14 protein-coding genes are annotated in these 14,569 nt (G+C 61.2%); 3 read left to right on the forward strand and 11 right to left on the reverse strand.

The genetic code is table 11. From position 1 onward, the window contains the following. Positions 1-2 precede the first annotated feature (2 nt). The 7 genes from QZ190_RS17740 to QZ190_RS17770 form a co-directional block, all read right to left on the reverse strand. Complete coding sequence (locus tag QZ190_RS17740; RefSeq protein WP_291919090.1) at positions 3-1,070, reverse strand: 3-keto-5-aminohexanoate cleavage protein; 1,068 nt, start codon at positions 1,068-1,070, stop codon at positions 3-5. Between the two features lie 306 nt (positions 1,071-1,376). Further along, positions 1,377-2,444, reverse strand: coding sequence for a porin (locus QZ190_RS17745; protein WP_291919092.1), 1,068 nt, complete (start codon positions 2,442-2,444; stop codon positions 1,377-1,379). Positions 2,445-2,666: 222 nt separating this feature from the next. Next, on the reverse strand, positions 2,667-3,242 hold the full coding sequence (locus tag QZ190_RS17750) for an alpha/beta hydrolase (protein WP_291919093.1): 576 nt from the start codon (positions 3,240-3,242) through the stop codon (positions 2,667-2,669). A gap of 9 nt (positions 3,243-3,251) precedes the next feature. Next, the gene (locus tag QZ190_RS17755) at positions 3,252-3,893 is read right to left on the reverse strand and encodes a DsbA family oxidoreductase (RefSeq protein ID WP_291919095.1); all 642 of its coding nucleotides are present in this window, start codon (positions 3,891-3,893) and stop codon (positions 3,252-3,254) included. Beyond that, positions 3,893-4,951, reverse strand: a complete 1,059-nt coding sequence (locus tag QZ190_RS17760; protein ID WP_291919096.1) for a 3-keto-5-aminohexanoate cleavage protein — start codon at positions 4,949-4,951, stop codon at positions 3,893-3,895. The genes QZ190_RS17755 and QZ190_RS17760 overlap by 1 nt, the downstream gene beginning before the upstream one ends. A 25-nt stretch (positions 4,952-4,976) precedes the next feature. Next, entirely contained in the window at positions 4,977-5,834 is an 858-nt protein-coding gene (locus QZ190_RS17765) for a TauD/TfdA family dioxygenase (protein ID WP_291919098.1), read from the reverse strand. A 9-nt stretch (positions 5,835-5,843) separates the two neighbouring features. Beyond that, positions 5,844-6,824, reverse strand: a complete 981-nt coding sequence (locus QZ190_RS17770) for a quinone oxidoreductase (RefSeq protein ID WP_291919100.1) — start codon at positions 6,822-6,824, stop codon at positions 5,844-5,846. A 150-nt stretch (positions 6,825-6,974) separates the two neighbouring features. On the opposite strand from QZ190_RS17770, the gene QZ190_RS17775 reads away from it, so the two are divergent. The 3 genes from QZ190_RS17775 to QZ190_RS17785 all read left to right on the forward strand — a co-directional run bounded on the left by QZ190_RS17775 (position 6,975) and on the right by QZ190_RS17785 (position 10,162). After that, on the forward strand, positions 6,975-8,003 hold the full coding sequence (locus tag QZ190_RS17775; protein WP_291919102.1) for an AraC family transcriptional regulator: 1,029 nt from the start codon (positions 6,975-6,977) through the stop codon (positions 8,001-8,003). A 130-nt stretch (positions 8,004-8,133) separates the two neighbouring features. After that, on the forward strand, positions 8,134-9,120 hold the full coding sequence (locus QZ190_RS17780) for a tripartite tricarboxylate transporter substrate binding protein (protein WP_291919104.1): 987 nt from the start codon (positions 8,134-8,136) through the stop codon (positions 9,118-9,120). A gap of 25 nt (positions 9,121-9,145) precedes the next feature. Beyond that, positions 9,146-10,162, forward strand: a complete 1,017-nt coding sequence (locus QZ190_RS17785) for a putative sulfate exporter family transporter (RefSeq protein WP_291919106.1) — start codon at positions 9,146-9,148, stop codon at positions 10,160-10,162. A 29-nt stretch (positions 10,163-10,191) separates the two neighbouring features. On the opposite strand, the gene QZ190_RS17790 is transcribed toward QZ190_RS17785, so the two are convergent. The 4 genes from QZ190_RS17790 to QZ190_RS17805 form a co-directional block, all read right to left on the reverse strand. Then, positions 10,192-10,587, reverse strand: a complete 396-nt coding sequence (locus tag QZ190_RS17790; protein WP_019430837.1) for a RidA family protein — start codon at positions 10,585-10,587, stop codon at positions 10,192-10,194. A gap of 10 nt (positions 10,588-10,597) precedes the next feature. Next, a complete protein-coding gene (locus QZ190_RS17795) occupies positions 10,598-12,253 on the reverse strand; it encodes an AMP-binding protein (RefSeq protein WP_291919149.1) in 1,656 nt (551 codons plus the stop codon). 226 nt (positions 12,254-12,479) lie between these two features. Beyond that, positions 12,480-13,664 carry an acyl-CoA dehydrogenase family protein gene (locus QZ190_RS17800; RefSeq protein ID WP_291919111.1) on the reverse strand — a complete coding sequence of 395 codons (1,185 nt, stop codon included), beginning with the start codon at positions 13,662-13,664 and terminating at the stop codon, positions 12,480-12,482. Between the two features lie 3 nt (positions 13,665-13,667). After that, positions 13,668-14,528: an enoyl-CoA hydratase family protein gene (locus QZ190_RS17805; RefSeq protein ID WP_291919137.1), complete on the reverse strand. Its 861-nt coding sequence runs from the start codon at positions 14,526-14,528 to the stop codon at positions 13,668-13,670. Positions 14,529-14,569 lie beyond the last annotated feature (41 nt).

Consider the following 14,569-nt stretch of genomic DNA (forward strand, 5'->3'; position numbering starts at 1 on the left):
TCTCAGGCCATGTCCAGCGGCTTGCGCAGAAAGCCCTGGTGGCCGCCATTGCGGTTGGGAGCAAAGCCGTTTTCGCGCAGCGACTCTTCGACGGTGTCGTAGAAGACGCCGATCTTGAGGATTTCCCGCGCCTGCTCGCCCGTGGCGATGGGGCGACCGAATTCGCCCGCAATGCGCACCAGCTGCCTGATCTGCTCGACCGAGCTCATCTTCCCCGAACGGTCCTGCTTCCACAGCACGTCTTCGATGCCGCAACGCACATGCAGACCCAGGGCCATGCCAATCATGTTGATGGGCAGCACGTTGAGCACCGAGCTTTCGACGGTGACCACCGCGCCATCAGGTACGGCACGCAGCATGTTGGCCAGGTTGTAGATGTTGGCCTGGTCCATGCCGCCGCTGATGGCCACCCAGTTCATCACCAGCGGCCCCTTGTAGACACCTCGGCGCATCATGCGCTCGATGGTCTCGAAACTGTTGATGTTGTAGACCTGAAACTCGCTCTGGATGCCTGCCGCCGTGAGGCGGCGGATGTGCTCTTCGACAAAGCTGGGGTTGGACGGGACGATCATGTCCTTATAGGTCTTGTACAGGTGCGGGAAACCGCGCGAGACCCCCCGGAAGTCGTCTTCGCCCGCATGCTCTGTCACGTTCATCTGCGTGGTGTTGACGGTCACCGTCACCTGGTCGGGCTTCGGCGTCAGCTCGGCCAGCATGTGGCGCGTGTCGTCGGACAGCCATTTGGCTTCGCCGTCGGGCCCTTCGGGTGCGAAGCTGATGGAGCCGCCGACCTGGATGATCATCTCGGGCACGGCTTGGCGCACCCCCGCGATCAGTTCATTGAATTTGGACAGGCGCTTGGAGCCTTTGCCATCGTCTTCGCGCACATGCAGGTGCAGCACGGCGGCACCTGCTTCGTAGCAATCGACCGCCTTCTGGATCTGTTCTTCCATGGTGATCGGGATGTCTTCCGGAAAGTCCGAAGGGATCCAACCCGGGGCATAAGGGGCGGCCGTGATGATCAGGGGCTGCTGGTTTTCAGGGTAGAGGTGGCCGTCAAGAAAGTTCATGGTGAAAGGTCTCCAGGTTGTCTTGTGATCTCGGCTTGGATTGCACTGGCGTCACATGCTTGGATAATGCTGGGGCACACCCCAAAGTACTTGACGTGTTGCGCCTTTGAATTGGCTTTTCATGACATCACACAAAAAATTCACGCGACAAACCAAGACAAGCCGTGTACAGCATCCCCGCCATAACAAAGCAACACCCCAATGGAAAAATATGTTGAAAAAAATAGGCTGAAGAAATAAAAAAACCTGCCTTGCAAGGCAAGGCAGGCTCAAAGTTTGCAATGAATTTTTACAGCCAATCAAGCGTCAAAATGTTGTCCGGATTCCCAGATCGTAAGCCTTGACTTTGCCATTGATGCTGCTCACCGCACTGCCAACCGAATAACCTGCATTCGGTGTATTGCGGTAATTGGTGTTGCTCACATGGCTGTAAGTGCCATACAGTGCCGTGCGTTTGGACAGGTTGTGCACATAACCCACAGCCATCTGAGTGACTTGCCCGGCTGTCGCATTGTCGGCCGTGCGGTCCACCTTGCTGTAAGAGAAACGAGCCTGGCCCGAACCCAGGGGAGCAATGGCACCGGCAAGGTAGCCCTTCTTCACGGCATTGGCGCCTGCAGCACCGAGTTCATCGCGGCTGTATTCGAACATCGGCTTGATGGCACCGAAATCATAGGCAGCACCGATCGATGTTGTCTTGATGTCGCCAGAGGAAGCCAGCTTCGTTTGGGCCGAGGCGATATCGGCCATCAACGGTCCCTTGGCATAGCCCAGTTTGATGCTGGTGACACCGCCTTCTTTAGCAGCAGTGCTGACGGTCTCACTCGGAGCGATCGCCACCATGGCGCTCAAGCCTGAGCTGTGTGCCGGTGTGGTGTAAGTGATCAGATTGGATGCGCGCAAGTGGTTGACGCTGCCTGCTGTATTGAAATAAGCAGAGGTCATGGTCAGGAGACTGGCTCCGGCACCGTTTTCACCAAAAGGATCGTAGGCAAAGTCCAGCAAGAACGTCGGTGTGTAGTTTCTGCCAGCGGTCACGGAACCCCAGTGGCCTGAAAGTCCGATGGTGGAAACGCGGTTGAATTGCAGACTGCCATTGGCACTGGCCGATTTGTTGTCGGTAGATGACCAACCTGCGAAGGGCGTGGTGACACCCGTTCCGGTGTCGGCGGCAATGTCTGTTTCCAGAACAAAACTGGCCTTCATGCCGCCACCCAGGTCCTCGGCACCCCGGAAACCAAGGCGAGAAGACATGTTGCGACCAGAAGCCAGTCCTTTCCAGTTGGCCACATCGCCTGAACCACTGACAAAGCCCACATCCATCACGCCGTAGAGCGTCACACTTGATTGCGCATGCGCCTGAGTGGCCAGCAAAGCGGCCAGGGCGATCCATTTCATTTTCATCTGTATCTCCTTGTTTTCGGTTGAAGTCGCACGATTCGGTTTGGGGTACAGACAAGTTGCCCCGAATCCAGTTCGGCAATCTCATCTTGGCCAGTGACATACCTTGAGCCCGTCACGGACTCTAAAGTTGGCACTGTTTTTTTATTTGTCATTTCACGACATTGATTTTTCATTTCGCGTCAAATGATGAGGTCACGAGGGTATTCCCCGTGCCTGATGGAGACGCTCCATCAAGGACAGCGCCATGGGCCATTCGCCATAACCCGAAGCCGGATTCAGGTGACCGACTTCGCCCAGATCCACCGTGTCGCTGCCCCAGTCTTTGGCCAGCGCCAGCACGCGTTCGCGTGCGGCCAGTGGGTCGTTGTCGCTGGTGGCCACCAGGCTGCGAAACGGCAAAGGCTGGCGCGGCACTGGCAGCCAGCCACCGGCCTGCAGCGCGGCCAGCGTGGGGTAGCCCTCGGGCATGGGCCGATCAAAGTCGGGCGGTGTGGCGAGCAATGCGCCCACCACGCGGTGCGCATGCGCGCTGGTGTGCGCCCAGTGCGCCACCATCACGCAACCGCCGCTGTGCGCCACCAGGACCACCGGCCCATCCATCGCGGCCATGGCCGTTTCGATGGCCTGCACGCGCTTGGCGCAGTCGAGGTCTTCGCGGCCCATGGGCGGCACGCTGTGCACCTTGGGCAATTGGGCGGCCAGCAGGGTTTGCCAATGGGCCTCCACATGGTCGCGCAAACCGGGAACGATCAAAACCGTGGGGGACATGGAAAACTTTCAGGAAACGTTCTCAGCGGCAAGCAAGGCCGCCAGCAAGACCTCGGGAGGCTGTGCGCCCGAGATGGCTTCACGCTGGTTGAAAACGAACAGCGGCACACCCGAAGCCCCGCCCGGCAAGGCCCAAACCGGTGGCGCATCGAAGGCCTCGGCCTCGCTGCCGTCAATCCCATGGGCTTGCGCCAGTTGTGCCAGAACCTGGCTGTCGCCTATGTCGAGGCCTTGCACAAAGTAGGCTTCAAACAAAGCATCCAGCAGGGCTTCGTGCTGTTCGGGGTGTTGCTGTTCGGAGAAGGACAGCAGGCGGTGGGCACGCCAGGTGTTGGGGAACACGGCAATGCGTTCGTGGTGGATCGTGAGACCGGCGCTGGCCGCTGCAGCCTGCACCTGCGCGCGGCGTGCGCGCACCGCATCAGGGCCGCCGAGCCGGTGTTCGTAAAACGCCTGGTAAGGCCAGCCCTGTGGCGGCGTCTGCGGAATCAGCTGCACCGAATACCAGCGCAGCTGAACCTGCACACCCGGCAGGCGCTCGGCCAGCTGGCGGCGTGCGCTGTCCAGGTGCGTTTTGCCAATCCAGCACCAGGGGCAGATCAGGTCGAACCAGACATCGACTTGCACTGTGGTGGCGGGCGTCACGACCATCAGGCGGCTTTGCGCAGGAAGCCCTGGTTGCCGCCGTTGCGGTTGGGCGAGAAGCCGTTGGCGGCCAGCGATTCCTCGACGGTGTCGTAAAACACGCCGATCTTCAGAATCTCGCGGGCTTCTTTGCCCGTGGCGATTTCGCGACCAAACTCACGGCTGATGCGCACCAGCTGTTCGATTTGCTCGACCGTGCTGATCTTGGCCGTGCGTGCCTGGTTCCACAGGTTGTCTTCGATGCCGCAGCGCACATGCAGGCCCATGGCGATGCCCATCATGTTGATCGGCAGTGTATTGCGCATGCTGCTTTCCACCGTCAGCTTGGTGCCATCAGGGACGGCGCGCAGGAAGTTGGCCAGGTTGTAGACGTTGGGCGCGTCCATGCCACCGCTGATGGCGACCCAGTTGCAGACCAGCGGGCCCTTGTAGACGCCACGGCGCATCAGGCGCTCGACCGTCTCAAAGCTGTTGAGGTTGTAGAACTGGAAGGCGCTCTGGATGCCGGCGGCGCTCAGGCGACGGATGTGTTCTTCGTACCAGGCGGGGTTGGAGGGCACCACCATTTCGCTGTAGGCACGGCGACCTTCGGGCGTGGCCATGGAGGTGCCCGCGATGTCGGCTTCCTCCATGTGCTCGATCACGTTCATCTGCACGGTGTTGATGGTCACCGTGACCTGGTCGGGCTTGGGGTCCAGCTCGGCCAGCATGTGGCGGGTGTCGTCGGACAGCCACTTGGCGATCTCGCCTTCACCAACCGGTGCGAACGAGATCGAGCCACCGACCTGGATGACCATGTCGGGCACGGCTTGGCGCACGCCAGCGATCAGCTCGTTGAATTTGGACAGGCGCTTGCTGCCCTTGCCATCGAGTTCGCGCACATGCAGGTGCAGCACGGTGGCACCAGCGTTGTAGCAGTCCACCGCTTTTTGAATCTGCTCTTCCATCGTCACCGGGATGTCTTCCGGGTAGTCCTCCGGAATCCACTCGGGGCCATAAGGGGCGGCGGTGATGACGAGTTTTTCCTGGTTTTCAGGATAGAGGTGGCCGTCGAGAAAATACATAAGGGGTCTCCAAAAAAATCAAGAATCAAAAAGGCTTGGTGCCGACAATGCCTGCGCGTTCCATCTTGCGGTGGCAGGGCGGGTAGTCCATGACGGCGTAGTGCTGGGTGGCACGGTTGTCCCAGATGGCCACGCTGTAGGGCTTCCAGCGCCAGCGGACCTGGTATTCGGGGATGTAGGCCTGGCTGATCAGGTACTGCAGCAGGTCGCCTGCGCCCTGGTTGAAGTCCTGGCCATAGCGCACCTTGTCCTTGTTGTGGAAGTTCACAAAGTGCGTGGTGAAGCCGTTGACGAACAGCACTTTCTCGCCGGTGTCGGGGTGTGTGCGGATCACCGGGTGTTCCGCGTCGGGGTATTGCGCCTTCATGGCCAGGCGCTTGTCGATCGGCATGGCCGCCGCGAAGGTCGAGTTGAAGCTGTGGTTGGCGATCAGGCCTTCGATTTGCTGCTTCACGCCCTCGGGCAGTTTCTCGTAGGCCAGTGCCATGTTGGCCCAGACGGTGTCGCCCCCCACGGGCGGGCATTCGATGCAGCGCAGCACGCAGCCCAGCGCAGGCTTTTCGCGGAAGGTGCCGTCGGTGTGCCAGGAGTTTTCGTAGCGGTCGGGCGGGTTTTCGGGCGTCTTGTAAATTTGCACGAGACCAGGGGCTTCAGGATGGCTGGGCACCATCGGGTGGGTTTCCAGCTCCCCCAGTTTCTGGGCAAATGCCATGTGGTTCTGGCGTGAGAGTTTGTCCAGCGTCTGGTCGCGCAGAAACAGCACCTTGTGCTGGAGCAGGGCGGCGTAAATCTCTTGGAACAAACCCTCGTCGCGCACGGCATCGGCGAGGTTGACATTCACCAGTTCCGCGCCAATGGCGCAGGTCAGGGGTTCGATGCGCATGGCGTTTCCTTAAATCACAAAGATGGACGAGCCAATCGTCTTGCGGGCTTCGAGGTCGCGGTGGGCCTGCACCGCGTCCTGCAGGGCATAGCGCTGGTTGATCTCGATCTGGATGCGGCCTGCGGCGATGTGGCCGAAGATCTCGCCAGCCAGCTCGGACTTTTCGGCGGGGTCGGCGATGTAGTCGACCAGGGCCGGGCGCGTGAGGTAGAGCGAGCCTTTCTGGGCCAGCAGGTTAGGGTTGAAGCCGTCGATCGTGCCGCTGGCGGTGCCCACGCAGACCATCAGGCCGCGGCGACGCAGCGAGTCGAGCGAGGCGATGAAGGTGTTTTTGCCCACGCTGTCGATCACCACGTCCACACCTTTTCCGCCAGTCAGTTCACGCACGCGTTGGGCAATGTCCTCGTGGCTGTAGTTGATGGTGTGGTCGCAACCGTGCGCGCGGGCCACGGCGGCTTTTTCTTCGGTCGAGACCGTGCCGATCACGTTCAGGCCCAGCAGCTTGGCCCATTGCGACACGATCAGGCCCACGCCACCGGCGGCGGCGTGCAGCAAGAGGGTCTCGCCTGGCTTGAAGTCATAGATGCGGCGCATCAAATAAGCCGAGGTCAGGCCGCGCATGGTCATGCCTGCGGCCGTTTCAAAGGAGATGGCATCGGGCAGCTTGATCAGTGGTGCGGCGGGGATCAGGCGCTCGGTGCTGTAGGCGCCCAGGGTGTTGATGAAGCCGGTGTAGGTGACGCGGTCGCCCACCGCCACGTTGCTGACGTCGGAGCCGATGGCTTCCACCACACCTGCACCTTCGACGCCCATGCCATTGGGCAGCGGGATCGGGTAGGTGCCGTTTCGAAAGTAGGTGTCGGCGTAGTTCAGGCCAACAGCCACATGGCGCAATCGCACCTGGCCTGGTCCGGGCTGGCCGACTTCGGCGTCGCCGTATTGGAGTACCTCGGGTCCGCCGATGCGGTCAAATGTCACGGCCTTGGCCATTGGGTGATCTCCTGAATCAGTTGGTGTATGAGCCATGGAATTTAGGTCCGTGCCTGTGAATTCCGTTTGCCAATTCATGACTCTCGGTTAACATTTCGTGACATGGCTTGTGATGACCACAGGCCATGAAGATGGGATTGAGGAGACACCATGAGCACCCGCAAAGCCTTGCAGATCCGCGCCGCTTCGCTGTCGCATTACGACGAGGTGGCCAAACGGCTGGGGTTGACCCCTTCACTCATGCTGCGCAAGGTGGGCTTGACGCCGCGCATGCTGGCTTCGCCCACGCAGCTCATTCCCTTGGAAAGCGGTCTCGCTTTGCTGGAAATTTCGGCCAAGGAAAGTGGCTGCAGCACATTCGGTTTGCACATGGCCGAGGCGCGGGTATTGTCGGATTTCGGTCCCGTCAGCCTGTTGCTGTCCCATCAGGGCTCCGTTCGCATGGCTTTGCAGATGATCACCCAGTACCGACACTTGCTCAACGAGTCCCTGGGCATGCACATTGAGGATATGGGCAAGACCACGCTCATCACCGAAGAAATCATGAGTGATTACGCCGGGGGGACGCAGCAATCCACCGACATGGCGATTGGCGTGCTCGTCTTGATCTTCAGGGCCATCCTGGGGGAGCATTGGCGGCCGCAGGCTGTGCATTTCACGCACGCGGCCAACAGTGATGCGCAGGTGCACAGGCGCGTGTTTGGCTGCCCCGTGCATTTCAACAGCGACTTCAATGGACTGGTCTGCCTGAAGGCCGACATGGACAAGCCCAATGCGCGTGCAGATGCGGGCATGGCCAGCTATGCACAGTCCTTCCTCGAATCCATGCCCCAGCGGCAAGGCAGTTCCGTGGTGCACGATGTGCGCCGCTCGGTCTATCTGCTGCTGCCCATGGGGCGCGCCAGTGTGGAACAGATCGCCTCAGGACTGGGCATGAACGTACGCACTTTGCAGCGTCGTCTGGACGAAAGTGGTGTGAGTTTTTCACAGCTGCTCAACGAAGTGCGCTGCGAACTGGCGCAGCGCTACATCACCCACACCCCCCATTCCATGGGTCGCGTGGCCGAACAGCTGGGGTATTCCAACCTCAGTTCTTTCACCCGCTGGTTCAGTGCGCAGTTCGAATGTTCACCGTCACAGATGCGTGAACGCAGCCTTGCCCAATCCCGATCGGTGTGAACCCGAAGTGACGTTTAAAGATAAATGCTTGTCGTGAATGGATAAGCCAGCTGAGGCTGCTTTGCGAACAATCGCACCATCACTCAATCCATGGGACACCCGATCCCGATATCTACTCTGGAGACAAGACATGACATCGTGCACACACACCCGCCGACTTGGCCGCGCCATCCTGATGGTTCTCGCAAGCAGCCTGGCCCTGCCGTCCGCCATGGCCTGGACCGACAAACCCGTCAAGATGCTGGTGCCTGCACCCGCTGGCGGCAACATCGATGTGATTGCCCGCCTGGTGGCGGACCAGCTGACGACAGACCTGGGTCAGCCCATGGTGGTGGAGAACAAGCCGGGTGCCGGTGGCGCGATTGCAGTGCAGGCCCTGCGTGCCGCACCTGCCGATGGTCAGACGGTGATGATGATCGCCAGCAATGTGCTGACCGAAATCCCCCATGTGCTCAAGGGCGGCTTCGATCCGCTCAAGGATGTGAAGCCTGTGGGCATTGTGGCCCGTGGCAATCTGGTGATGATTGCCGCACCCAATGTGCCTGCCAAGGATTTCAAAGGGTTCATGGCCTATGCCAAAAAGAACACTGGCAGTTTGGGTTTCGCCTCCTACAGCGCGGGCACCATCTCGCACTACGCCGGCATGATCCTGAATCAGAAAGCCGGTCTTGATCTGCAGCATGTGCCGTTTCAGGGCTCGCCTCCCGCATTGGCGCAGGTGATGGGTGGTCAGATTCCGATGATGTTTGACGGCTATGCCACCTCGCGCAACCTGATCGCCACCGGCAAGGTGCAGGCCTATGCCGTGGCCGGCAAGCACCGGCTCAGCCAGTTGCCCGAGGTGCCGACGCTGACCGAACTGGGCTACCCGGATCTTGATTTTTCCAACTGGATGGGCGTGATCGTGTCTTCAGGCATGTCGCCTGAATTGCAGGAAAAAATCCACAAGGCGGTGCGCAACGTGGCCCTCAACCCGAAGTTCCGCGGCCGCATGTTTGCCACGGGTTTTGAGGGGGCCGAGGACTGGAACATTCAGCAGCTGACGCAAGCGGCGAAAACAGAATTTGAGCGCAACGCAGCCATCGTCAAACAATTCAATATCCAGCTCAACCAGTGAACGGATTGCCAGGGAAATTTGAAGCATGAACGCCTTGTATGCACGCTGCGCCGTGCTGTGGCCTGGCTTGGCCATGTCTGCGGTGGTGGCGGTGGCGGCACAATTCATGGCCGAGCATTACGGCGCCCCCGTGATGCTGTTTGCCCTGCTGCTGGGCATGGCGGTCAACTTCCTTTCGGAGAATGCGCAATGCAAGCCAGGCATCGAGTTTGTCGCGCGACAGGTGTTGCGCTGGGGCGTGGCCCTGCTGGGTCTGAAGATCACGCTGGACCAGGTGCAGTCGCTGGGCTGGCAATCCGTGATCATGGTGGTGCTGGCCGTGTCGCTCACGATCACACTGGGCATCTTGATGGCCAAATGGATGGGTTTCAAACCCTTTTTCGGTTTGCTGTCTGGCGGATCGGTGGGCATTTGTGGCGCTTCTGCAGCGATGGCGATCGCCGCTGCGTTTCCAAATCATCCGCAAAAAGACCGGGCCACTTTGTTCGTGGTCATCAGCGTGAGCACCTTGTCGACGGTGGCCATGGTGCTGTACCCGGTGCTGGTGCGCTGGCTGGGCCTTGACCCGCTGCAGGCGGGCTTTTTTCTGGGCGGCACCATCCATGATGTGGCGCAAGTGGTGGGCGCGGGTTACAGCATGGGGCCGCAGACCGGCGATGCAGCCACGGTGGTCAAGCTCATGCGGGTGGCCATGCTGGTGCCGGTGATCATGGTGGCGGCCTGGATGACACGGGCCACACATGCCCAATCTGCGAACAGTGAGGGAGCAGGCGCACCAGCAAGCAGGCCGCCCCTGCTTCCCTGGTTTGCCGTGGTGTTCGTGCTGCTGGTGCTGCTCAACAGCCTGCTGCAGCTGCCCGAAGTCGTGGTCAACACGGGACATGGTTTGTCACGGGCATTTCTGGTGGCCGCGATGGCCGCGATTGGCATCAAAACACATCTGAAGGATATCCTGAGCGTGGGTTGGAAACCCGTGGCTTTGATGCTGCTGGAGACGGTGTTTCTGGCTGTTCTTGTTTACATGCTTTTATTGCAGCACTGAAACTCGAGGGGCGGTGTCCGCATGTCTGCTTACTCAGGCACCACAGCCGTGACCTCGATCTCCACCAAGGCCCGGTCTTCCACCAGATCGGCCACTTGCACCAGTGTCATGGCCGGGTAGTTTTTGCCGATGACTTCCTGATAAACCTTGCCCAGCTCGCGACCGCGTGCGAGGTATTCCTTCTTGTCCTTGACGTACCAGGTCATGCGGGCCATGTGCTGTGGGCCTGCACCTGCGCAGGCCAGCGTGTCGACGATGTTTTGCAGGGCCTGGCGGCACTGGGCTACAAAGTCGTCGGTCTCGAATTGGGCTTGGCCGTTCCAGCCGATCATGCCCGCGACGAACACCATGCGGCCACGCGCTTCGATGCCGTTGGCATAGCCTTTGGCGGGTGCCCAGCCTTCGGGTTGCAAGACGTTGAACATATGGGGCTCCTCAGGAAGAAATTTGACGCAGCTTGAAGCGCTGCAGTTTGCCGGTTTCGGTGCGGGGTAAGGCGTCCAAGAAAATCACCTTGCGCGGGTACTTGAACGGGGCGATGGTTTGTTTGACGTGCTCTTGCAAGGCTTTTTCCATGGCCGCATCGCCCGTGTGGCCGGGCTTCAGCACCACATAAGCCTGCACGATGTGGCCGCGGTCTTCGTCGGGCATGCCGACCACGCCGCATTCGGCCACGGCCGGGTGTTGCAGCAAAACACCTTCCACCTCGGGGCCTGCGATGTTGTAGCCCGCCGAGATGATCATGTCGTCGTTACGCGCCTGGTAGCTGAAGTAGCCGTCGGCGTCCATGACGAAGGTGTCACCGGGCAGGTTCCAGCCGTCTTTCACATAGTCTTGTTGGCGCGGGTCGGCCAGGTATTTGCAGCCCGTGGGGCCGCGCACAGCGAGCCGCCCCACGGTGCCGGGGGGCACGGGTTGCATGTCGTCGCCGACGATCTGCGCCACATAGCCGGGCACCACTTGGCCAATGCTGCCGGGGCGTACTTGAGCGCCCGCACTCGAGATGTAGATGTGGATCACTTCGGTGCCGCCAATGCCGTCGGTCATCTCGATGCCCGTGGCCTGCTTCCACAGCTGGCGGGTGGCGTCGGGCAAGGCCTCGCCTGCCGACACAGGGTGCTTGAGGCTCGACAGGTCAACGCCATTGGCCAGCGTTGCCATCTGGCGGTACATGGTGGGCGCGGTGTAGCACTGTGTGGCGCGGTACTTGGTAATGGTCTGCATCAAGGTCTCGGGCGTGTGCTTTTCCAGCAGCACGGTGCTTGCGCCATAGCGCAGCGGGAACGCCAGCAGACCACCCAAGCCGAAAGTGAAGGCGATGGGCGGCGTGCCACACACCACGTCGTTTTCATCCATGCGCAGGATGTGGCGCGGGAACAAATCGCACATGGCCAGCACATCGCGGTGGAAGTGCATGGTGCCCTTGGGCTTGCCCGTGGTGCCGCTGGTGAACGCGATCAGGCACACGTCATCGCGGCTGGTGGGGTGCGCGGTGTACGCGCCACTCTGCCGCTGCATGCGCTGCTCCAGGCCATCAGGGGTATCGCTGCGGAACTGCACCAGCTGCTGCAAGCTGGCCATGTGGCTCGCGTGACCGGGCGTCATGCAGTGCTGCAGTTCGTCGGCCAGCAGGCTGTCGCACAGCGCGGCGCTGACCTGGGCTTTGTCGATGATCTGTGCCAACTCGCCCGCACGCAGCAGCGGCATGGTGGGCACTGCCACGAGACCCGCCTTGAGCGCGCCCAACAAGCAAGCCGCCATCATGGGGCTGTTGCCACCACGCAGCAGGATGCGGTTACCGGGCACGAGGCCCATGTCCTGGGTCAGCACCTGGGCGATGCGGTTGCTCTTGTCTTGCAACTGCGCATACGTCCAGCTGAAGTCGCCGTCGCCCTTGTTGAAGTCGCTCACGCCATGCAACGCGATGCGATCGCCTCGGCCTGCCTGCACATGGCGGTCCACCAATTCCACCGCGCAGTTGATCTGATCCGGGTAGTCCAGCTCGGGCCGATCCGCCATGAACACGGGCAGCTGGTCTTTGGGCGGCAACCGGTCACGCGCAAACGTGTCGGTGTGGCTGCTGGGCAGCAGTTCGTTCCAGTCCTTCATGTCCTTGTCTCCGTTTTTTGTTTCTTCTGTGCTGCGATGTGCAGGGCTAGCCGCACCACGCTGTCGAGGAGCCCCGGGGGCGGGGGCCGATTTCTGCGTACCCCCGCAGCATGAGGCCCCCGCCCCCGGGGCCCCTCGGCAGCTCACCCGGTACTTCGGCACATCTCCATACACATCGGCAGCTCACCAGCTCAAACGCAACGAACCATCAGCCCTTCAACACATCCTTGCCAATGATCAGCTGCTGCACTTCCGTCGCGCCTTCGTAAATCCGCAAAGCCCGAATCTCGCGGTACAGCGACTCCACCATCACGCCTTTTTTGACGCCCATGCCGCCGTGCATCTGCACCGCCATGTCGATGATCTGCTGCGCGTTTTCGGTGGCGGTCATCTTGGCCATAGCCGCTTCGCGGGTGATGCGACCGCCTTGGTCACGCAACCACGCAGCGCGATACGTCAAGAGCGTGGCGGCGTCCAGCAGGGTGGCCATCTGGGCGATCTTGGTTTGGGTGATCTGAAAGTCACCCAAGGTTTGGCCAAACATCTTGCGCGAACGCGCCCAGCTGATGGACTCGTGCAGCGCACGTCGCCCAAAGCCCAAAGCGGCTGCCGCCACCGAAGTGCGGAACACATCGAGCGTGGCCATGGCGACCTTGAACCCCTGGCCCGCTTCGCCAATGCGCTGGTTGGCAGCGACCTTGCAGTTGTCAAACTTGAGCGTGGCCAGCGGGTGGGGCGCGACCACGTCGATGCGCTCTTCAATCGACAGGCCGGGCGTGTCGGCATCCACAATGAAAGCCGTGATGCCGCGTGCGCCGGGCGCTTCGCCTGTGCGGGCGAACACCACATAAAAGTCGGCGATGCCGCCGTTGCTGATCCAGGTCTTGCGGCCGTTGAGCACATAGCCGTCTGCCGTGGCCGTGGCGCTGCACTGCATGGCGGCCACGTCCGATCCTGCATCGGGTTCGCTCAAGGCAAAGGCGCTCAAAGCCTGGCCCGATGCCACACGCGCCAGGTAGCGCTGCTTTTGATCGGCTGAGCCCATGAGGCTGATGGCGCCTGTGCCCAAGCCCTGCATGGCAAACGCGAAGTCAGACAAGCCGTTGTGAAAGGCCAGCGTCTCGCGCAGCAGGCAGAGCTGGCGCGTGTCGATCACGTCCGACGCTGCGCCATAGGCCGTGCCCGACACCGCGTGCCTCAGCCAACCGCCGCTGCCCAGCAGGCGCACCAGGCGGATGCACTCGGCGTCCACCGCATCGCGGCTTTCGTCGTGGTGCGTGTGGGCGAGATGTTCGCTGCACCAAGCGTCCAACCGCACTTTGAAGTCGCGGTGGCTGTTGTCAAAGAAAGGCCAGTCGAGTTCTGGCGGGTGCGTGGCTGGGTGGTCTGACATGGCTCAGTCCCCTTCAAAAACAGGCGTTTGCTTGGCCACAAAGGCCTGGTACGCCCGGTGGAAGTCGTTGGTGGCCATGCAGATGGCTTGCGCCTGGGCTTCGGCCTCGATGGCTTCGTCCACGCCCATGTTCCATTCCTGCTGCAGCATTTTTTTGGTCATGCCGTTGGCAAAGGTGGGCCCAGCCGCCAATTGGACGGCCATGGCTTGTGCCTCGCCCAGCACCTCGTCTCCACCGCACACCCGGTTGTAAAAGCCCCAACGTTCAGCCTCCTGCGCGCCCAGTCCGCGCCCTGTAAACAGCAACTCGCTCGCACGCCCCTGACCAATGATGCGCGGCAAGAGCGCACACGCGCCCATGTCGCACCCGGCCAAGCCGACCTTGTTGAACAGGAAATAAGTCTTGCTGCGCTCGGTGCCGTAGCGCAGGTCAGAGGCCATGGCCAGGATCGCGCCTGCGCCCGCACACACGCCGTCTATCGCCGCGATGATGGGTTGTGGGCAGGCGCGCATGGCCTTCACCAAGTCACCCGTCATGCGGGTGAAGGTCAAGAGGCCGGGCATGTCGAGCTTTGTGAGCGGACCGATGATCTCGTGCACATCACCACCCGAGCAGAAGTTGCCGCCCTCACCCGTGATGACCACCGCATGCACATCGGGCGCGTAGGGCAAGGCGCGAAAGAAATCACGCAGTTCGGCGTACGAATCAAACGACAGCGGGTTTTTGCGCTCGGGGCGGTTCAGGCTGACGGTGGCCACACCGTCTTTGACGGCCAACAGGAAGTGTTCTGGCTGGTAGCCCGCCATGGGCTGGTTGTGGCGTGGCAGCTGCTGCGGCTGGCCGGGCAAGTAGCGTGTGCTCATGGGTTCTCCTCGGTTCATTCTGGGGGGGGGTGGATGGGGGG

The organism is Limnohabitans sp., from assembly GCF_017848645.1.
GTDB lineage: Bacteria > Pseudomonadota > Gammaproteobacteria > Burkholderiales > Burkholderiaceae_C > Limnohabitans_A.